The sequence below is a fragment of the Bdellovibrio sp. SKB1291214 genome (assembly GCF_002209355.2).
Lineage (GTDB): Bacteria > Bdellovibrionota > Bdellovibrionia > Bdellovibrionales > Bdellovibrionaceae > Bdellovibrio.
The window spans coordinates 1,985,693-2,005,613 of the sequence record NZ_CP106855.1 but is presented as its reverse complement, the minus strand read 5'-3'; the positions used below and the strand labels follow the sequence as shown (position 1 = coordinate 2,005,613).

16 protein-coding genes are annotated in these 19,921 nt (G+C 44.7%); 8 read left to right on the top strand and 8 right to left on the bottom strand.

Going from position 1 to position 19,921, the window contains the following annotated elements:
* The first annotated feature begins 91 nt into the window (after positions 1-91).
* The 4 genes from B9G69_RS09960 (at position 92) to B9G69_RS09945 (ending at position 7,165) form a co-directional block, all read left to right on the top strand.
* Positions 92-1,663 (top strand): response regulator, encoded by a 1,572-nt coding sequence (locus tag B9G69_RS09960; RefSeq protein WP_088615183.1) that lies wholly within the window; start codon positions 92-94, stop codon positions 1,661-1,663.
* Positions 1,664-1,852: 189 nt separating this feature from the next.
* Positions 1,853-3,004, top strand: coding sequence for a hypothetical protein (locus B9G69_RS09955; RefSeq protein ID WP_088615184.1), 1,152 nt, complete (start codon positions 1,853-1,855; stop codon positions 3,002-3,004).
* A gap of 137 nt (positions 3,005-3,141) precedes the next feature.
* Positions 3,142-6,264 (top strand): efflux RND transporter permease subunit, encoded by a 3,123-nt coding sequence (locus tag B9G69_RS09950; protein WP_265437717.1) that lies wholly within the window; start codon positions 3,142-3,144, stop codon positions 6,262-6,264.
* A 109-nt stretch (positions 6,265-6,373) separates the two neighbouring features.
* Positions 6,374-7,165: a transporter gene (locus B9G69_RS09945; RefSeq protein ID WP_254916707.1), complete on the top strand. Its 792-nt coding sequence runs from the start codon at positions 6,374-6,376 to the stop codon at positions 7,163-7,165.
* A gap of 42 nt (positions 7,166-7,207) precedes the next feature.
* On the opposite strand, the gene B9G69_RS09940 is transcribed toward B9G69_RS09945, so the two are convergent.
* From B9G69_RS09940 to B9G69_RS09925, 4 genes are read right to left on the bottom strand one after another with little or no spacing between them, the layout of a single operon-like run.
* Positions 7,208-10,348 carry an efflux RND transporter permease subunit gene (locus B9G69_RS09940; RefSeq protein WP_088613974.1) on the bottom strand — a complete coding sequence of 1,047 codons (3,141 nt, stop codon included), beginning with the start codon at positions 10,346-10,348 and terminating at the stop codon, positions 7,208-7,210.
* A gap of 9 nt (positions 10,349-10,357) precedes the next feature.
* Positions 10,358-10,801: a hypothetical protein gene (locus B9G69_RS09935; RefSeq protein ID WP_088613973.1), complete on the bottom strand. Its 444-nt coding sequence runs from the start codon at positions 10,799-10,801 to the stop codon at positions 10,358-10,360.
* Positions 10,798-12,036, bottom strand: a complete 1,239-nt coding sequence (locus tag B9G69_RS09930) for a TolC family protein (RefSeq protein ID WP_088613972.1) — start codon at positions 12,034-12,036, stop codon at positions 10,798-10,800. The genes B9G69_RS09935 and B9G69_RS09930 overlap by 4 nt, the downstream gene beginning before the upstream one ends.
* A gap of 54 nt (positions 12,037-12,090) precedes the next feature.
* Positions 12,091-12,303, bottom strand: coding sequence for a hypothetical protein (locus B9G69_RS09925; protein WP_265437716.1), 213 nt, complete (start codon positions 12,301-12,303; stop codon positions 12,091-12,093).
* 218 nt (positions 12,304-12,521) lie between these two features.
* Here B9G69_RS09925 and gltS point away from each other — a divergent pair, with 218 nt between their 5' ends.
* Positions 12,522-13,703: a sodium/glutamate symporter gene (gene gltS, locus B9G69_RS09920; RefSeq protein ID WP_088613970.1), complete on the top strand. Its 1,182-nt coding sequence runs from the start codon at positions 12,522-12,524 to the stop codon at positions 13,701-13,703.
* On the opposite strand, the gene B9G69_RS09915 is transcribed toward gltS, so the two are convergent.
* Positions 13,687-15,018, bottom strand: a complete 1,332-nt coding sequence (locus B9G69_RS09915) for an amidohydrolase family protein (RefSeq protein ID WP_088613969.1) — start codon at positions 15,016-15,018, stop codon at positions 13,687-13,689. The two genes, gltS and B9G69_RS09915, sit on opposite strands and share 17 nt — an antisense overlap.
* A 126-nt stretch (positions 15,019-15,144) precedes the next feature.
* Between B9G69_RS09915 and B9G69_RS09910 the strand changes: the two genes are divergently transcribed.
* From B9G69_RS09910 to B9G69_RS09900, 3 genes are all read left to right on the top strand, one after another.
* Positions 15,145-16,233 carry a hypothetical protein gene (locus tag B9G69_RS09910; RefSeq protein ID WP_088613968.1) on the top strand — a complete coding sequence of 363 codons (1,089 nt, stop codon included), beginning with the start codon at positions 15,145-15,147 and terminating at the stop codon, positions 16,231-16,233.
* Between the two features lie 110 nt (positions 16,234-16,343).
* Positions 16,344-17,432, top strand: coding sequence for a BON domain-containing protein (locus B9G69_RS09905; protein WP_088613967.1), 1,089 nt, complete (start codon positions 16,344-16,346; stop codon positions 17,430-17,432).
* Positions 17,433-17,489: 57 nt separating this feature from the next.
* On the top strand, positions 17,490-17,888 hold the full coding sequence (locus tag B9G69_RS09900; RefSeq protein ID WP_088613966.1) for a hypothetical protein: 399 nt from the start codon (positions 17,490-17,492) through the stop codon (positions 17,886-17,888).
* Positions 17,889-17,957: 69 nt separating this feature from the next.
* Here the strand turns inward: B9G69_RS09900 and B9G69_RS09895 are convergent, their stop codons facing one another.
* The 3 genes from B9G69_RS09895 to B9G69_RS09885 are packed head-to-tail and all read right to left on the bottom strand — an operon-like array spanning position 17,958 to position 19,826.
* Positions 17,958-18,563: a hypothetical protein gene (locus B9G69_RS09895; RefSeq protein WP_088613965.1), complete on the bottom strand. Its 606-nt coding sequence runs from the start codon at positions 18,561-18,563 to the stop codon at positions 17,958-17,960.
* A 35-nt stretch (positions 18,564-18,598) separates the two neighbouring features.
* Complete coding sequence (locus B9G69_RS09890) at positions 18,599-19,270, bottom strand: XdhC family protein (RefSeq protein WP_088613964.1); 672 nt, start codon at positions 19,268-19,270, stop codon at positions 18,599-18,601.
* Positions 19,263-19,826 (bottom strand): NTP transferase domain-containing protein, encoded by a 564-nt coding sequence (locus tag B9G69_RS09885; RefSeq protein WP_088613963.1) that lies wholly within the window; start codon positions 19,824-19,826, stop codon positions 19,263-19,265. Before B9G69_RS09885 ends, B9G69_RS09890 begins: the two co-directional genes overlap by 8 nt.
* Between the last annotated feature and the right edge of the window lie 95 nt (positions 19,827-19,921).

The following is a 19,921-nucleotide window of genomic DNA, read 5'->3' as shown; positions in this document are numbered from 1 at the left end:
TAGATAACAAACTAAAGTTGGTTGTTAAATATTCAACATACGAGCTTTGGAAGTAAGTGCCAAAGGGCAGAATTCAAAGTGAAGGGGATTTGTGGACAAAACGAAGATTCTTATAGTGGATGACAATCCCGATAATATCTTTGCACTGAGCGAGTTGATCAAGGCTGACGACATTGAATTGATCACAGCGAATAAGCCAGAGCAGGCTCTGTCTCTGTTGCTTGATCATGATTTCGCGTTAGCCCTTTTAGATGTGCAAATGCCAGAGATGAGCGGCTTTGAGCTGGCTCAATTCATTCGTGGTATTCAAAAGACTCGCCACTTGCCAATCATTTTCGTAACGGCTCAACAGCAAGACCAAAACATCATTTTCAAAGGTTATGAAAGTGGCGCCGTGGATTTGATGTTTAAACCATTGGATCCCTATATCGTGCGTTCCAAAGTTCAAACATTCATCTCTTTGGATCGTCAGAACAAACTTTTGAAAGCGAAAATGGACGAGGTTGAGTTCCTGCGTAAACGTGCAGAACAGGCTAATCTTTCAAAAAGTCAGTTCTTAGCAAACATGTCCCATGAAATCCGCACTCCCCTGGCTTCCGTTTTAGGTTTTTCTGACGTCCTCGTGCAAGAGGATCTGGGCGAAGAAGAAAAGCAAGATTCCCTTGCTGCTATTCGCAGAAATGGTGAATTACTCCTGCGTTTGATCGACGATATTTTGGATCTTTCAAAAATCGAAGCGAATCAATTGCATTTTATGAAGTCCGCTTTCAACTTTGATGATCTGTTAAAAGATCTGTCCTCGACAATGAGCCACAGAGCAACGGACAAAGGGATTGCATTGGAGATCGAATCGAACCATCGCTCGGGACTCTATTATAACTCTGACGTCGAACGCATTAAGCAGGTTCTTTTGAATTTGATTGGAAATGCCATCAAGTTCACAGCCCAAGGCTCTGTGAAAGTTCATTGCTCAGTTCAACCGGATAGAAATCATCATGACCGCGTGATTTTTGAAATCCGCGATACGGGTATCGGGATTTCTGAAGAAGAAGCTAAAAAATTGTTCCAGCCTTTCAGTCAAGCGGACGTCTCCACTCGCAAACGTTTCGGTGGCACCGGCCTGGGACTTGTAATCTCTCGCGAACTTGCACGCTCTATGGGGGGCGATTTGAAGTTAATCTCTTCGGTTCCTGGGGAGGGTTCATTCTTTGAGGTGTCATTGCTTTTGGAAAAAGCCCAAGGCACGACCGCAACGATCGAACAACGTGCGGAAGCATTAAGTAAAGATGTCGATCTTAAAGGAGCCAGAATCCTTGTGGTCGATGACGTTAGTGACAATCGCTTATTAATCGACCGCTACATGCGCAACACGCACTCTGAAATTTTGCAGGCTGCGAACGGTATGGAGGCCATCGAAATGATGGAAGATGAAGATCCTGATTTGATTTTAATGGATATTCAAATGCCGATCATGGATGGTTACGAAACTGTCCGCCGTATTCGTGCCGCAGGATTCACAAAACCTATTATCGCGCTGACCGCCCACGCTATGAAGGAAGAAGGTCAAAAGTGCATGGATGCAGGTTGTGATGGCGTTTTAACAAAACCTGCTCGACGCAAAGAACTTCTTGGAAAAATCCAAGATGTCTTGGACTTGCAATAGCATTCAAATGCCCCGTAAATTATCAATTCTAAAGAGCTTAGCCACAACCGGCTAAGCTCTTGTTGTTTTAAGGGCCCCTCATCCAGGTCCTGTTTTGGATTCATACGTAAGTCCAGCTTAAACCTTAGTTTCTAAAGGAACACTCTGAATAAACCGAAAGATGATTGAGAGATAAAGGAAGAAAAGCCTATGAAATCCATCATTTTCACATTCCTTATTTTGTTGAATGCACAAGCTTTTGCGCAAACCACTTACCGTGCGGTTCAACCTTTGGGGGCTATTTCTAAAGGCTCCCAAATCTCTGTCAAATCAGTGGGAACTAAGAGTACGTTTTTTAATCCGAATCAGACTGACTCCACAACCGAGTCCGGCTTTAAAACAATTTCCAATGACTCTTTGTATGAAGTTCAATCTATTAAGAATACTGATTCGTCACCAGACGCTACGACCCTCAAGGGATTGGCATCGAGTGGTGATCTAGTTCTTAATAAATCTTCTTTAAATTCTGCAGATCAAAATTGCGTAACGGCGGGAACTTGCACTCTGCAATATGATACGCCTGTCTATCAATCGAGTAAATTTAATTTCTTTGATTGGTTTTTGAATCTTTTTGGGTTGGGAGATAAACCTAAATCCCTTGTGACTCAACCCGCAGATATCTCAGATCCAAAAACTTCTGCTGCGGCTGCGTCGACAGCTTTGGTAACGAATACAAATCGCACCCTCTCTGGACAACAAAACGCCTGCACGGACCTTCCAGAATCCGTGAAAAATAATCCAACTTTCAAATGCGGTCTGCAAATGGCGCTGGACTCTTTCAAGAAAAATAAAGCGGCAGGTAAAGTGACTGCCGATACTTTCATTTTCAATGACTTTGCAGATGGTGGGATGACGGGGAAAATGTATTTCTTTAACTCCCAAGGTCAGGTCGCTCAGGTTTTGGATAAAAATCCCATCCCTGTTTCCCGCGGAGTGGGTGGTTTTGGGGCCGGAGGGGGTTCTCAAAAAACTCCAAACGGAGCCATTGTGACTCGCCGATATGACCCTCCTCGCAATGGGAATATCAAAGACGGAATCGAATTACTTGGACTTGAACCAGGCAATAAGGACATTACCGGCCGTGGTGTTCTGCTTCACGGATGGAATCCTTACACTTATACTGCCGGCTGCTTAGGTGTTCAGGGTACATTTGAATCAGCTAAACTTGGCTATGCCGATGAAATGGGTGGTCGTCCCTTGTACTTAGACCAATTAAAATCGGGATTACTTAAAGACGGTGGCGTTATGATCTATAACTTCACTCCGGATAAAGTTCGCCAAGGCCTTTGTCAAAAGCGCTAATAGATGGATTGTTAGAGCGTTTGCGGATCAATACTAAGCAAAAGCTCAAGAATCTCAATAAGTAAGCACCAAGTACTTCGTAATATAAATTTAGATTTTGTTGTCTTTTATGGGCGGTCTGATAATTTCCGCCCACTATGTCACCAGCTAAACTTTCGGTTCGCCAACCTGTCTTTATCTTATCAATTGTTATTCTAATGCTGACTTTGGGTGTGATGTCCTTAAAGGCCCTCCCTATTGATTTGTTTCCAGACGTCACCTTCCCGACGGTTGTTGTACAAACAACTTACGGTGGTGCCGGTCCTCAAGAAATTGAAACAGAAGTTTCCAAAGTATTGGAAGATGAACTTGCCACCATCTCAGGTGTGCAAAAAGTTTCTTCGCAAAACATGGACTCGGTTTCTGTGGTGATGGTTGAGTTTTCCTTGAAAACAAACCTGAACTTTGCAGAACAAGAAGTCCGCGCCAAAGTTCAAAACGTTTTGCGTGAGCTTCCTGATGATATCGATCAACCCGTTATTCGTAAGGTCTCCCCTTCAGACGCTCCCATCATGTACATCACTCTACTTTCGGATATGGAGGACGGTAAACTTTACGACTTGGCTAAAGAGGTCATCTCTCCACAGTTCGAACAAGTTCAACAAGTGGGTCAGGTTGAAATCCTGGGTGGTCGCAAACGTGAAATCCACGTAAGCCTCGATTACAACAAATTGAATGCGGCAGACGTTTCTGCCACAAGCATCAACAGCGCTTTGATTTCTGGTGGTCGTAACGTTCCTGCTGGTAAAATCGACGAAGGCAAAACTCAATATTCCTTCCGTACAATTGCTCAGTATCAATCCATCAATGAAATCGGCAACACAGTTCTGCGCCTGGCGGATGTGTATCACCCGGTCTCTATCGCGACGTTAGGTCAGATTAAGGACACCCTTCAAGACGAGACAACTCGCACTCGTTTGAATGGCAAGAAATCTGTGAACTTTGCCGTGTACCGCCAATCCGGTGCGAACTCCGTGAAAGTTGCTGATGATATTCGTGCAAAAGTCACTAAGATCAATCAACAGCTGAAAGATCAAGGGATTCAAGCTTCGATGAAGATCACTCAAGATACTTCTAAGAAAATCCGTGATAACGTTTATGACGTTTACGAATCCATCTTGTTCGGTGTGATTTTAACAATCATCGTGGTTTACTTCTTCTTGGGTTCCATGAAGTCAACTTTGATTACGGGCTTTGCCCTGCCGAACTCCCTGCTGGGTGCGTGTATCGTGATGGGGATCTTTGGATTCTCGATCAACATCATGTCCTTGCTTGCGATGTCTTTGGTTGTGGGTCTTTTGGTGGATGACGCCATCGTTGTGCGGGAAAATATTTTCCGTAAATTGGAAGCCGGCATGTCCCCTAAAAAAGCCGCTGTTGTGGGTACTGAAGAAGTAACCTTGGCCGTAATTGCGACTACATTGACGATCCTTGCCGTATTTGGTCCGATTGGTAACTTGGAAGGTATCGTTGGTCAGTTCTTTAAACAGTTTGGTTTAACGATCTGTTTTGCGATGATCGTATCTTTGTTTGACGGTTTGTTCGTGGCCCCTGCTTTATCTGCCTATGTGGCGGGTGAGCATTCTCACGCCGAGCCGACTTCGAAATTCGGTATCTGGAACAAGAAAGCATTGAAAGCCTTTGACCGTTTCCAGTCTCGTTTGGAAGAAAAATATGTGTCTTCATTGAAGTGGGCCCTGGCTCACCCATTGAAAACAATCGCTTCTTCAATTGGTATCTTTATCTTCTCGATCTTTATTGCGGGCCAAGTTCCATTCACGTTCTTACCACCTCAAGACAATGGTGAGTTCTTTGTGATGTTTGAACTGCCTCCAGGGGCGAGCTTAGACGGTACAGATGCTGTGGCGACAGAGCTTGAAGGCCGCCTTAAAAAATATCCCGAAATCGAAGACGTTCTGACTCAAATCGGTTCATCGAACTCAGAAGCGCATAAAGGAAATCTGTACATCCGCTTGGTGCCTTCTAAGCAGCGTAAGAAAAACACGACGCAAATGAAGGATGTTCTTCGTACGGAGTACAAGGACTTGCTTACGAAGTATAACATTATCGTGACAGACAATCCTGGCCAACAAAACAGCCGTCAGTTCAACTTGAACATCGTTGGCCAAGATATGAACGCGTTGATCGAATACTCGAATAAAGTATTGGAAAAATTAAAAGCAAATCCAAGCTTGTCCCAGCCGGATACTTCCTTCCGTGTGGGTAAGCCTGAATTCCAAGTTAAAATGAAGCCTGACATCGCAAGAATGTCCGGTGTGACTTTGACAAGCATTGGTAATGAGCTTCGTACTTTGATCGAAGGTCTTACTCCGGCGATCTATCGTGAAAATGGTGTGAGTTATGATGTGCGTGTGCGTTTGCAGCCAGATCAACGTGATCTTCGTAAAGAGTACACTCATTTCAAAGTTCCAAACTTGAATGGCCGCCTGGTTCCACTTTCAAACGTGGCGGAAATCAAAGAATCTCAAGGTCCTTCACAAATCTTGCGCGAAAACCGCAATCGTTACATCCAGCTTTCTGCCGACATCACTCCAGGTGGTAAAGGTATCGGTGGTGCGATGGCAGAAATTACGGCTTTGACCAAAGGTGAATTGAAACCACCTCCAGGTGTGACATTCAGCTTCGTCGGTGAGGCGGAACGTTTCGCTGAACTTATGCAAAACATCTTGGTGTCTATGGGCCTGGGTGTGATGTTCATTTACTTGGTTCTTGCCAGTCTCTACGGCTCTTTCATCACTCCAGTGACGATCATGGCCGTGATTCCACTTGCTGCCTGCGGAGCATTCCTCAGCCTATTCATTACGCGTTCAAGCTTTGACTTGTTCTCGATGATCGGTTGCGTGATGTTGATGGGTCTAGCGACGAAGAACTCGATCTTGTTGATCGACTCCACAATGGAACAACAAAAAGAAGGTAAAACTCCGACTGATGCTTTAGTGCACGCGGGCTTCACCCGTCTTCGTCCGATCATCATGACTTCTTTGGCGTTGATTGCAGGTATGATTCCGGTTGCAATCGGTTTGAATGAGGCTTCTAAATCACGTACCAGCCTTGGTATCGTCGTCATCGGTGGTACCATCAGCTCCACTTTGTTGACGCTTTATGTGATCCCGGCGCTTCACTTATACGTCCATCGCTTCTCTGTTTGGTTTATGGCGAAATACCATAAGATCTTTGGTGAAGATAAATCTGAAGTCTAAAATGAAAAGCCCGGCGTCGACCGGGCTTTTTTTGTGCAAATCAGCAGCTTGACTCGTGAAATAGTTCTCCCCAAAATTATTAGGACTACAAAAAACAGGGAGATTTTTCGTGAATCTAAAAAGACTTTTAGCCACTGCAGTACTTTTAATCTCGGCAACGTCCCAGGCAAAAATCAAGGACAACTCTTTTTTAATGGAAGAAGCCTATAACCAAGAGGCTGGAGTGGTTCAGTTTATCAACGGTTTTCAATACACTGGCCCCGCTGATGACTGGAACTATACTTTCACCAATGAACTGCCAATGGGAAATGAAACACACCAATTTTCGTATGTTATTCCGGTTGCAAAATTCGGGGCCACTGACGAAACGGGCTTAGGTGATATTCTTTTGAATTATCGCTATCAACTGATCAACAACGACCATATCGCGATGGCTCCGCGCTTTTCATTGATCACGCCAACAGGAGATTATAAAAAAGGTTTTGGCATGGGAACTCCGGGTTTTCAATTCAACCACTCTGTTTCAATTATCGTAAATGAAAAGTGGACGAATCACTGGAACGCAGGCTTCACGTATGTTCCAAGCGCAAAAAATAGTAACGACGATACAGCGAACCTGTTCGGCTACAACTTTGGCACAAGTGTCGTATACGATATCAATGAAAAATTAAACTTCTTGTGTGAATTCGTTTTCAACAGCATGGACACAATTGATGACGCTGGAATGAAGCTCAATGGTTCAACTTACTATGTGGTTCCAGGCTTTAGAACATCTTTTCAAGCTGGCAAAGAAACTGAAATCGTTCCGGGTATTGCAGCGATACTGGGGGCTGGCCCTTCCGCTGATGAGCACGTCACTGGCGTTTTCGCGTACCTTTCGATTGAATCAAAACTTTGGTAATTAAAAAAGGGAGCAGCTTTTCGGACTGCTCCCTTTTTTGTGTTAGTGTGCGACTCTGCCAGAGAACTTGTTCTCAAAGATTGAATACAGACTTGGCAACACAATCAGGGTCAAAATTGTTGACGAGACAATCCCTCCAATGACGACCGAAGCCAAAGGTCTTTGAACTTCAGCACCGATCCCCGTCGATAACATCATTGGCAAAAAGCCAAATATTGCAACCAAGGCCGTCATTAAGACGGGTCTTAGGCGAATTAAAGTCCCCGTCAAAACCAAGTCTTTTCCCGTTTTTCCCTGTTGTTTGAGATGATTAAAGTAATTGACCAAAACCACCCCATTTAGGACTGCAATACCTGACAACGCGATAAAACCCACGCCAGCTGAAATACTGAAAGGCAGGCCGTTTGCGATCAAACCAATCACGCCACCGACTAAAGCAAACGGAATGCAGCAGAATATCAGGGCTGTTTGTCCCACACTTCTAAAGGCCGCATAGATCATTAAGAGCACCAATACCAAAGCAATCGGTGTTAGAACCAATAATCTATTGCGTGCTTCCTGAAGATTTTTAAAATTCCCCCCCCACTGCAAGTAATAACCTTGAGGCAGCTTAATTTTTTCTTCGACCGTTTTTTGGGCTTCATTCACAAAACTTTCGGTATCGCGACCGCGCAGGTTGATTAAAACAGCAGATCGCCGATTCGAATCCTCGCGACTGATGGACCCAAAGGTTTCGGAAAATTTCGCCGTGGCTAAATTCGAAAGGGGTGTTGTGGTGTTACCGCCTAATCCAACCGGCAAATTTCTGACAGTGTTTAAGTCAGAGCGATCTTTATCATCCAGGCGAACGACGATCGGAAATTTTCTTTCGTTTTCGAAAAGATATCCACTTTCTTGCCCACCCAGCGCTATAGAAATCGTATTTAAAACATCAGAGGTGTTTGCTCCATATCGCCTGATTTGGTTCTCGATAGGTTCGATTTTTAATACGGGGCTTGTGCCTGCTAAATCGACTTCGACGTCTCCTGCTCCAGAAATTTCAGTAACGATGCCTTGAATCTGTTTTGCAATATTCATATTTTTTTGCAAATCAGGACCAAAAACTTTTACCGACACATCAGCGCGGGTTCCTTCTAACAATTCATTAAAACGCATTTGGATGGGTTGTGATGCCAGATAGTTTTGTCCTGGCAATTCTTTTTCAAGATTTTCGACCAATGCATTTACCAAGGATTCGTAGGTGTGACGTTGACCTTTATTTGATTTCGGCCATTCGGAGCGATCTTTCAACATGATATAAGTGTCAGAGATATTAACGCCCATGGGATCGGTTGCAACCTCGCTTGTTCCGATACGCGAAAAAACATCCTTCACCTCAGGAAAGGCTTTTACGATATTGTCTGCTTTAAGTTGAAAAGCAATCGACTGATCTAGACTTAAATTCACGGGACGAATCATATGAAAGGCAAAAGAGCCTTCACTGAGTTGGGGTAAAAACTCCGCGCCTCGGGTCATAAACAATATCGCACCAAACACCACGGCCATCACAGACGATGCAATGGTGGCTTTACGATGCTTAAAAGTAAACTCGAAGACAGGTTGATAAGCATTGCGAAGCCACTGCATGAATTTTGGCTCTTTTTCAGCAGCATCACCCTGCAGAATTAGAGAAGCCAATGCCGGAGCCGTCGTGAATGACAAAATCAGTGCGGATGCCACTGCGATTGCAAAAGTCGCTGCCATGGGAGCAAACATTTTTCCCTCGATCCCAGTTAAGGCAAAGATCGGAAGGAATACGACAATCACGATCAGTTCCCCAAAGCCCGCTGCGACACGCACTTCGACCGCCGCCTCATAAACCGCCTTTTGGATTTCCTGCTGGGTCAGCTTACGACCTAATAGTTTGCGTTGATTTTGAACATAACGGACACAGTTATCGATGAGGATCACGGTCCCATCCACGATAATACCAAAATCAAGGGCACCTAGGCTCATCAAGTTACCTGAAATACCCAATGGCTTCATAACAAGAAATGTGGCTAGTAACGATAATGGAATTGTGATGGCCGTGATAACCGCCGCTCTGATATTTCCAATCAATAAGAACAACACGATAATAACCAGTGTGGCCCCCATCAAAAGATTATGCTCGACAGTTCCCAAGGTCGCATTCACCAAATCCGAGCGGTTATAAACCACTTTCATTTCAATATCGTCGGGCAATGTCTTAGAAATTTCGTCGACCTTGTCCTTAACTCGTGTTGCCACGGTCCGACTATTTTCCCCGAGCAACATCATGGCTGTTCCCAGCAAAGTTTCCTGACCGTTATGCGTGGCGGCTCCAGTTCTTAGCTCTTTACCAAGTTTAACTTTGGCGATGTCGCCGATCCGTACCACTCGAAAGGAATCAAGCTGCTTTACAGAGACTTGTTCGATATCCCGGGCCGACTTAAATAGGCCCACACCTTGTACCAAAAACTGCTCAGCTGTTTGGGCGATATATCCTCCACCCACATTTCGGTTCACCTTTTCCAACGCCTGAACAATTTCTTCGAAATGGATTCCATAAGAGGCCATCTTTTGAATATTAGGTTGTACGTGGAACTGTTTTTCAAATCCACCCGTGGTATTGATTTCTGCAATTCCTTCGACAGTCAGTAAACGGGGTTTTACAAACCAGTCTTGGATGGATTTAATTTCCATCATCTGCTTTAAGCGTTCATCAGAATTGGCTGCAGCTTTTTTAAAATCCAGAGTGTATTGGAAGATCTCTCCCAATCCAGTCGATATAGGGCCCAGCTTTGCCTCTGCCCCTTTGGGAATGTCTGGCAGAACACCCTGCAGACGTTCAGAAACCATTTGGCGCGCGCGATAGATCTCGACCGAATCCCTAAACACCACTGTCACTTGTGATAGGCCAAAGCGTGTGATCGAACGAACTTCTAAAACACCCGCAAGACCGCGCATCGATGATTCGATGGGAAAAGTAATCGAGCGTTCAATTTCCTCGGGCGCAAGACCATCGATGGTCGTATTAATTTGCACTTGATTGTTGGTGATATCGGGTACCGCATCAATCGGTAGACTTTGAAACGCTTGGACTCCTGCGAACCCAAGGATCAAAGTAAACAGTAACACGATAGAACGGTTGTACACAGAAAAATGAATTATCTTATTGATCATAAATATTCCTTAATGGCTGTGTCCTTCAGGAGCACCACCGGTTGCCATAAGCTCGGCCGTCCTTAGAAAGCCCACCCCTTGAACGACGACTTCGTCATGATCTTTCAAATCCTTGGAACGAACGAGAAGCTCCGCGGGACTTCGCTTTTCCGTGGTAAAATCTATTCTTTTAAAAAAACCGTTTCTGAGGCGATACAAGTTCACTTCCTCGGCAGAATACAATACGGCCGAAGTCGGAACAGTCCACGGACCAGACTTCACAAGACGCAGAGTTGTTATCCCAAAATTTTTAACCGCTTCCGCAGACAGTTTGAAGCCCTCATCACCGTGATCACCGTGGTTTTCTTTCTGATCCGAGTGAAGGTGGGACTGCGATGCCATCGCTTTTAAGTTCATAGGGGGCATAGAAAAGATAACAGCAAGCAAAAGTATCAATAATTTAAAAAGCTTCATAAGCTTACCCCGATGGTTTCACCAGCAATCATCTGAATATTAAAAAGCGAATTTAAAGCTTTAAGCTCGTGGCTGTTCCGTGTTTTTTCAAACTCCACCAAAGAACGGTGGGATTCGATTACCAAAGAACTGGGAACTAAGCCTTTAAAAAACAAGCTTTCAATTTTCTTGTGTTTTCCCTCAAGGGAAGTGCTGCTGGGAGAGTCCTTTAAAGATAGAACGGCCTTGTTATAAAGATTGCTGAATAACTTTCGGTCAGCTTCCAATTGCTTTAATGCCAACTCTTGTTTTCTTTCGGAAGATTGCACAGACGCTTGCGCCGCGGCCCGCCCCGCCCCGTTGGCATTAAATAAGGGGATCGGCATGCTGAGGTTAAAACCCCATTGTTGCAGCTCCCTTCCAGATTCATTCGTGAATTTTGCGGACGGACCGATATTCACTGTCGGCCAAGAATCTGCTTTTTCCCCGTCCCATGCACCTCGCGCCGATTGAACGTCAAATTCATAGGCTGCTGCCAGCGGTGATTTTTTTAAGTCTCCATTTGGAGAAGCCGAGACCGGCCAGGATTTTATCTCTGGCATGGATACCTTTTTCAAAGAGTCTAAATTCAGACCGGTCGTCACCTGGAAATACATCTCCACAGCAGCCAGTTCCTGTTCATATTCAGAGCGCTTAAAACCATACTCACTCTTAGCAATCTTAAATACCGTAAGAGATACATCCTGTTCAGGAGACCGGGCCGGGCGTCCCTCGTACTGCTTCACAAGTTTCGTAAAAGTTTCGATGGATTCGTCTACTAATTCGATTTCTTGTTGAATGTGTCTGAGACGTAAAAGCTTCAAATAAACTTCCCTGCGAACTTCTGATTTCGCACGGTAAATGTCCGACTGAGCACGTGCTGCCTCGACACTGGCCAGCTGTTTTCGCGCAGAACGTTTTCCTCCCAGTTCTATCGGGAATGTTAGAGCCACATCGGTTTCTGTCTTGCGCTCTGAATCCAATGATCCGGATACAGATTGTAATGACAAATCTGGATTTGTGAGCTGGGTTGCGGATTCCACTCGGGCCGACTTTTCGGCCCATGTGCTTTCCGCTTTTTGTACTTCGGGCGAGTGCTTTTCTGCGCACTCGACCACATCTTTATAATTATTAACTTTTTCACAACGAACTTCCGCTTGGGCTTCTCTCACCGCCAGGGCGAAACAAGCGAGCATGCATAGGTGTAGCAAAGACATAACAGTCCCTTACTTTTCAAATAGATTTATTTTTTTAGTTAGACGTCGATAGCTTTAAACAAGCTTGGGCGGCTGATACGGTCCATCCAATACCAGCTCTGTCATCGCTTGGATCTTGGGAAAGTAGGTGCTTTGATTTTCAAGTTGAATATTGGGAACGAACGCAACTGTAAAGACCAACTTAGCACAGTGGCCTAAGTGACAATATCCAGAATCACAAGGGTCCGCGTCGGGATGTTCGCTTTCATGATTATCTGGTGAATTCACTTGATGGGAAATTTCAGAGCCATCGGAATGGGCTATATCTGAATGAAAAGATAGGAAGTTCCCTACCGCCACCAGCAGCAAGGAAAACACCAGAGCACAGATATACAGGCTTCGAACTCTTTTCATGGAAAAAAACCTTATGATCAATTCTATCAATAAACAAGCTGATGCGCATCAGGGTGCTGGACAGGGTCTCATCCAGAGATTAGCCTTTCTATATGAGTTTTACATCTATTCAAACCGTCGCTATTGCCGCACTTGTTGTTTATTTTGGACGCTATCTTAAAAGCAAGTTTCATTTCATTGATAAATACAACCTTCCTTCGCCAGTAATGGGTGGGTTGTTAGTTGCCGTGGTGATCTCGTTTTTAAAAGCTCAAGACTTGATGGTGTTCGAGTTTGATAAAGCTTTCGAACCGACGTTGATGATCGCGTTCTTTGCCTCGGTGGGCTATGCTGCCTCTTATAAATTGTTGAAGCAAGGTGGACGCGCAGTTATCTATTTTCTTTTGTTAGCCATTGCCGGGCTTATCGTACAAATTATTGCGGGGATTGGTTTAGCGAAATTGATGGATTTACATCCTTTGATGGGAGTATTGACAGGTCCCGTCGCTCTGACTGGCGGACCAGGAACAGCTTTGGCTTTTGCACCTTCCTTTGAAACAGTGGGTGTAGAGAACGCATCCATCATCGGTCTGACAACCGCCATGGGTGGGATCTTATTGGGCGGCCTAGCTGGTGCTCCCCTCGCGACTTATTTAATTCACAAAAAGACTTTGAAAGATCACAACTATCGCGGTCACGTGCATGTGGATGAGTCCAATTGGTTGAAATCATTTATCGGACGTGACCTTCTTTTACATATTTTAGCGTTGTGTTTAATAATGGGTCTTGGGACAGCGCTGAGCGGCTGGATTAATTCGTTAGGAATTACTTTGCCAATGTATATTGGTTCCATGATCGTGGCTGCGATCTTTAGAAATATTGAAGACAATACTTCGCTTTTTAAAATCAAATTTGACTGGATTGAAGAGATCGGCACAGTGGCACTCACCCTGTTCATTGCGATGGCCATCATGAGCTTAAGACTGGAAGAGCTAAAAAATGCTGCATTACCAATCTTAGCTTTCCTGTTTGTACAGACGCTATTGGTTGTCGTGACAGCCATTGGACCCGTGTTTTGGGTAGGTGGCAAAGACTACGAAGGCGCCGTGATGGCGGCTGGATACACAGGGTTTATGATGGGCACAACAGCCAACGCGATGGCCAATATGTATTCACTGAATCAGAAGTACGGGCCAGCACCAAAGGCTTTTTTAGTCGTGCCTTTGGTGGGATCTTGCTTCATTGATTTTATCAATGCGGCAGCAATTACCTTCTGCCTTAACGTCTTTCGATAAGTTTTCCGTTTATTATGACCGAGTGAATCTTTTGAGTGTTCGTGATGTCTTCCGAAGGGTCTGCATCCAGCACCAAAAGATTCGCTTTCATATTGGGTGCAATCCCCGCATAGTCTTTGGCAATGCCCATGATATTCGCGTTATTAACGGTCCCGATACGAATGGCTTCTAAGGGAGTGAAGCCCGCCTCGACAAGCAATTGCAGCTCTCTGTGTTCGGCAAAACCTTGAATGCGCATTTGATTGGCTCCCGAATCTGTTCCCAGACCAATCACAATTCCTGATTTAAACAGGGCCATAGCATTTTGTTGCGCCATCTTTAAATCATCGCGCGACGAAGACTTTGGTTTGTAACTTTTTTGAAGCCATTGCTCCACACCTGGGTCCAAAGCACCTTGGAAGAAACTTTCACGCATCCACGAGGGCTTTTCGGCATAGACGAAAAAAGCATCATCTAAAGCCAGCGTCGGAATATATGCTGTATTATGAAGCTTCATTAATGAGATCAGCTCCATATCAACGGCCTGATCACGCACACTGTGGGCAAATATATCGACCCCCTCCTGGGCCAATAATTTAGCGTCAGCTAAATAATAAACGTGGGCTGCGACCGGAATCTTATGTGCATGGGCTTCCTGAATAATCGCGCGATAAATTTCGGGCTCCATTTTCTTTTTCATGGAGTGATCAAAGTCGTCCACCCAGATTTTAATTACGTTGGGTTTTTTAGATGCAAGCTCTGCCACTTGCTTTTTTGCTTCTGCCGCGTTTTTAGGGCGGTAGACTTGATCGATTCCCATGGTCGCGGGTGGTGCTCCACCGGGAACGCCAAATCCCCTTCCCGCTGTCAAAACCAAGGGCAAAGTACTGTCGACTCTTTGACTGTTTTCGCGAATTTTATAAATAAAATCCAAATCTGTTCCCAACGACAAAACACCCGCTACGCCATATTTTGAGAATTTATAGAGCTGACGTAAGTCGTTTTCCTCGGTGACTTGGCGGGAGCCAGCCTCCACTCCATTTGTCATACCCAAGTGCACATGTGAGGACATCAATGCAGGTATGATGGTTTTACCCTGAAGTTCTAGCACTTTAGCCTTTTCAGGCACCGGCTCCATTGCATCTTGAATTGCAAGGATGCGATCATGACGAAGGATGATATTGACGTTGTCTCGAGCTGGCGCTCCGAGACCATCTATCAGACGAGCTCCTTTAAGAATTATTAGGTCATCTCCTGATAAAGAACTTGCCACATTTTTATGAGTGCACGCCCCAAAAAGAATCGCTCCCAAAACTAGTAAAATCTTCCAGCGCATAAAGCACCCCTTTCCTACAAAAGTGATTATAAAAGAAGACGCCTCAGACCTGAACGACTGCGGACGAATGTTTTAAAAGACAATTATTTAGTTCGTACTTCTGAGGAAACAGCATACAATTTATTGATGTGGCTGATTCTAAAAATTCTTTTTAGTTCAATAGCTTTTGCAATTCGCTATAGTGGCAGAAGTTTTCGTGTCCGATTGGGCACAGAAAATACGATTACGCACGAAGGTATTGAAGTCTTTTCCGTTGTGGTGAGCAGCAAAAACGGAACCATCCTAAATACGACTTGGAACCGCGAATTTAAATGCCCGACCGTGTTTAAACTGACAAGGGAATCCCGCTGGGACCGTTTTTTCAAAAGCTGGGGACTCGCAGAGGAAATTCAAACACAGGATTTACCCTTTGATAACTTGGTCTATATCGCTTGCGATAGCACTTCATTCATGCGGAAAATTCAACAAGACCGTGAAACTCGTCAATGGGTTATGGAGCTATTTAATAGTGGCTGTAAGCACATCAGTTGTGATGGCAATTTTATCCGCGCGCACTTTCCTGGAGATACACGCAGCGATATTGAAAGTGCCAAAGTTTTTGCCACACTCACAAGATCCCTTGAAGAATTGAAGAATCAGCCTCGCGACTTTGACCCCTTTTTTATCAAAGCAGTCATCACCGAATCGTTCATCTGGGGTCTTGCTGGATACACGTTGGTTAGTTTTCTTCAGTGGATCAATCTTCATGAAGATATTTATTTGGACGCCAATGCCATGGCCAAAACAGCGTTGCTATGTACTGGGATATTATCTATCTGTTTAGTGAGTTTGATTTTATTTTTATTCAAAGGTTCCTCTCGGGGTCACAGGATTATAGTAGAAAGTATTTTAGTTTTGGCTTTGTGTTTACCCACGGGTGGCATTGCTATTTTCTCGGATATAAACATCAACCTAGATCGCTCTTATCCGTACTATATCGATGCCACCATAGAGGGTCATTATACCCAAATGCATCGTCGCCGACGCGGCAATCACTACATCACTTACCATCTGCAACTTGCTCCTGACGTTCCTAACAAAGATTTTGAACTTCCATTAGACATTCAGGTTTCGAACGAGCATTACGAACAATTACAGCTACGTAGCAAAATCCGTCTTGATATTGGTAGAGGAAAATTACGCCAGCCTTGGATACGCAGCATTACTGCCAGATAGCATTTGCGATTTCTTCACATCGGTTTGATTAATGCCTGTTTTTGTGGAATCTAGATTGGCAGCCTGATTCTTCAGGAGGATCGTATTTACTCCAACTAAAAGGAGTATTTATGCAAAACAGATCCAACAGAAATGAAAATCGTCGTCCCTATTCATCCCAAGGTTCTTATTCTTCCCGAAATGAATCTTCATGGGGCCGCGGCGATGGCAATCGCAATAGCAACTTTTCTAGTTATAACGAAGACGAAAACGCTCGTGACTATAACATGGAAGGCGGTTCAACTTCTAGCCCGCGTCGTGATTGGGATTATGAAGGCGGTACACATCGCTCGCAAGGTCGTGGAAACAGAAACGACAACCGTTATGGTTCCGAACGCTATGGTCAGATGAATGAAGATCGTTATGCCAATAACTGGCAAGCGACAAGTGACTATGATTCCGGTCGCAACACAAGCCGTGATTTCAATATGCGCGACCGTGAGGAGCATATGGACCAGGATCGCTACGGAAGAAATGGCGGTTATTTCAGCAGCAACACAGGACGTGGTAGTAGCTCGAGTGGCGGTTATGGTCGCAACTATGAAAGTTCTCGCTTCAACGAAGACAGAGAATCCGATTCGTCACCAAGCTATGGCAGCTCGCGCGGCGATTATAGCAGCCAAAACTATTCAGACCGCGATTACAGTGGTTCACAATCTTACTCAGGCCGCGGGGACCGCTTCCAAGAAAGCAACTATGGCTCTGGTGCTAACTCCCGCAGCTATGGTCGCACTGAATCGTCACGTGGTACGTCCTTTGAGGGTCGCGGTCCTAAATCTTACACTCGCTCTGACGACCGTATTAAAGAAGACGTTTGTGATATGCTCACTCGCCATTCCGAAATCGATGCTAATGACATCGAAGTCGAAGTAAAAAATGGTGAAGTCACTTTATCCGGTTCAGTAAGTGAACGTCGTATGAAACACATGGCTGAAGATTTGGCGGAACGTGTTTCTTCGGTAAAAGACGTCACAAACAATATCCGCGTTCAAAGAGAATCAACTCATGATTGGTCTTCTCAAACAGATAAAGAATCGGATTCTTCTGAGCAAAGTGCGTCTGCGAAAGGCGGTTCTGCGGGAAAGCGCGGAAGCGCTAGTCAAAGCACCAGCTCCAGCACTAGCGCGGGAACAGGTACGACACAGAATCCAAATCACTAATTTCTAAATAAAAGGTCTCGCCCCAAAGGCGGGACCTTCGTTATTAAGGAGATAATTATGAAAACACTTTCACTTATTTTTGCAATGTCAGTGATCGCCAACGGTGCCTGGGCTCAATACAATGCGAATGATCCCTATCGAACTCAACAACAGCAGCAAATGGCTAATCCCAATACAGCCACACCAAACACAGGATCGCCCAACACTGTATCTCCGAACACTGTGCCACCCAGTTCTATGTCAACAAATCCCATGACCGGAACTGCGAATGCGCCAAACCCGCCTTCGAATACCATGCGTGACTCGCAAAACAGCGACTCAAATCCAAGCAATAGTAACTGGAATACAAACTCTTCTCCGGGCTCAAATAATATGCCCAACACAAATCAAATTCCAGGCAGTGGGGTTCCAGTATCTCCAGGGACGCCAAATCCTTCAGGGACTTTAGGCAGATAATCCCTCGGTGATTTTGAATATATAAAACCGCCAGTCGATCCACTGGCGGTTCTTTTGTGTAAAGAAAATCTAACGTTTAATATTCTCAAATGAAACAGCCAAAGCTTCCGTGTATTTTGCCTCGATCTGGTCACCCTTTTTAAGCTCGTCTAAAATACTTTGATCCTTCACGTGGAGGGTCACTGTCCGACGCGGTCCTTTCACCGTGACGGATTGGGATTCTTTATCAACTTTAGTAATAGTCCCAATCGCCGAGAAATGATCCACCACCATTCCGCTCGGTTTTTGCCCTGGAGCCGCCCGCACAATATCAGTGCTGGAAACAATACCGTTTGGTTCTTTATTTTTTCTTTTCAGTTCTAAAATCAAAGATTCCATATAGCGAACATTCAATGTGTCACCCTTTTTGATCTGGTTGAAATTGCGAATCTCATCGCCAGCTTTCACCGTCACGTTATCACCACTCTCGGTTTTAAAAGTCACTTCACGGGTTTTCTTATTCACTTTCACCACTTCGGCTTGAATCTCAACAGCGTCTTTGCCCTCGAGTCGGTTCGGCCCTGTTCGATGAAGAGAATCATATACCTCTTGAGAACTATCAGCGGCAAATGCAACGGCAAACGGTGCGCATGCTATCCCCGCCAAAAGACAAAAAGACAAAAAATGAACTTTCATAAATTCTTCTTTTAAGTGATTTGTGCTGTTTTGATTTAAAGAGTTCCCCGGAACAGCAATTCGACAACAATGCTTAAAGCGATCTCATCCGGATTAGTGGCACGAATATCCATCCCTGCAGGCACATACAATGGCTGATAGCCTATTTTTTCAGAAGAGCGATTTAAATGTTTTATAACCTTTAAGGCTTTCTCTTGATCACAAACCATTGCCACGTGAGAACAGCGAGCAAAAAGAGCATTTGCCACTAAATCCAGATCACGGGGCGAGGTCCCAGAGACAATGACAATGTCATGGGAGGAAAATGCAAGACGGTCATAGTCCTCTTCGATACGACTGCTGAAATTTAAAAGCATTAAGTGTCGCTCTAGACTCTCAGTCACCGGCGTTCGGCCCATCAAGAGGCAGCGTTTTGTTTTAAGCAACGGTTGCTCCACCCACGGTACGCCGATCTCTTTAGATTCGCGCAAGCTCTGCAAACGAGTATGTCGTTTTCTGGAAACCTCGTCAGCCATTTGAATAAGAACATCGGCAAACTGAATATCATCGTCCTCCAGGGTTTCACTGACATGCAAACTCCAACCGTAAGATGCAGCTAAGACCCGGGCCGTCGCTGCATATTTCGCCGGTATCTCAACTTGCAGAATTTCTTCGCGAGTTGCCGGAACAAAACCGAAAGTGTCATTTTCAAAAGAACTATTACCCATGTTGTGCTACCATAATCATCGAGAAGTCATCCGCTGCCTGAATTTCTGGCAACGGTTTCAGACGAGGCATTTCCAAAGCCGCAAGACGGGCCGGATATTGCTGCATCAGATAAGAGCAATCGAAATCGCCATCTTCATGCTGCAGAATTTCTGGAATAAACTCCCGAGGCACCAAGATGGGATCTTTGCCACATTCATGAAGCTTTAAGTGGACAATCTTTTTCCCCTCATGCAGATCGAACTGTTTGATCATTTCGATCATCACATTCACGTCTAAATCAGGATGATCTGCAAAGCAGACAAAAACGCCATCATAGTATTTTCTTAAAGGAGAGAGCCCCGTGCGGATCAGCGTATGAATATCTGCCACAAGATCCAGATTGAGGACGACTTTCAAGGGTAAATCACGCAGATCATAAGCGAGGGATTCGTTATGGTTCCCCACGACTGTGATCATTTCCTCAAAGGGAATATTGAGAACCTCTAGTGCGGTTTGAAGCACACTTAAACGAGATGAATTTTTAGACGTTAACAAAACGCACGATACGCGACTCATGACATTGCTCCCAAAGCGATAAATTATGAATTTATGCCTAGGATACTTTCGACGTTTCAGGATGCCTAATTTAGAACCAGTAACGTTGTTAAAAA

Excerpts from the sequence above, each read along its gene's own strand:
- B9G69_RS09940 (WP_088613974.1), bottom strand. The coding sequence starts at position 10,348 with ATGATCAATAAGATAATTCATTTTTCTGTGTACAACCGTTCTATCGTG.
- B9G69_RS09955 (WP_088615184.1), top strand. The coding sequence starts at position 1,853 with ATGAAATCCATCATTTTCACATTCCTTATTTTGTTGAATGCACAAGCT.
- B9G69_RS09895 (WP_088613965.1), bottom strand. The coding sequence starts at position 18,563 with ATGAAAGTTCATTTTTTGTCTTTTTGTCTTTTGGCGGGGATAGCATGC.
- B9G69_RS09915 (WP_088613969.1), bottom strand. The coding sequence starts at position 15,018 with ATGCGCTGGAAGATTTTACTAGTTTTGGGAGCGATTCTTTTTGGGGCG.
- B9G69_RS09900 (WP_088613966.1), top strand. The coding sequence starts at position 17,490 with ATGAAAACACTTTCACTTATTTTTGCAATGTCAGTGATCGCCAACGGT.
- B9G69_RS09905 (WP_088613967.1), top strand. The coding sequence starts at position 16,344 with ATGCAAAACAGATCCAACAGAAATGAAAATCGTCGTCCCTATTCATCC.
- B9G69_RS09910 (WP_088613968.1), top strand. The coding sequence starts at position 15,145 with ATGTGGCTGATTCTAAAAATTCTTTTTAGTTCAATAGCTTTTGCAATT.
- B9G69_RS09930 (WP_088613972.1), bottom strand. The coding sequence starts at position 12,036 with ATGTCTTTGCTACACCTATGCATGCTCGCTTGTTTCGCCCTGGCGGTG.
- B9G69_RS09935 (WP_088613973.1), bottom strand. The coding sequence starts at position 10,801 with ATGAAGCTTTTTAAATTATTGATACTTTTGCTTGCTGTTATCTTTTCT.
- B9G69_RS09885 (WP_088613963.1), bottom strand. The coding sequence starts at position 19,826 with ATGAGTCGCGTATCGTGCGTTTTGTTAACGTCTAAAAATTCATCTCGT.
- B9G69_RS09950 (WP_265437717.1), top strand. The coding sequence starts at position 3,142 with ATGTCACCAGCTAAACTTTCGGTTCGCCAACCTGTCTTTATCTTATCA.
- gltS (WP_088613970.1), top strand. The coding sequence starts at position 12,522 with ATGAGTTTTACATCTATTCAAACCGTCGCTATTGCCGCACTTGTTGTT.
- B9G69_RS09890 (WP_088613964.1), bottom strand. The coding sequence starts at position 19,270 with ATGGGTAATAGTTCTTTTGAAAATGACACTTTCGGTTTTGTTCCGGCA.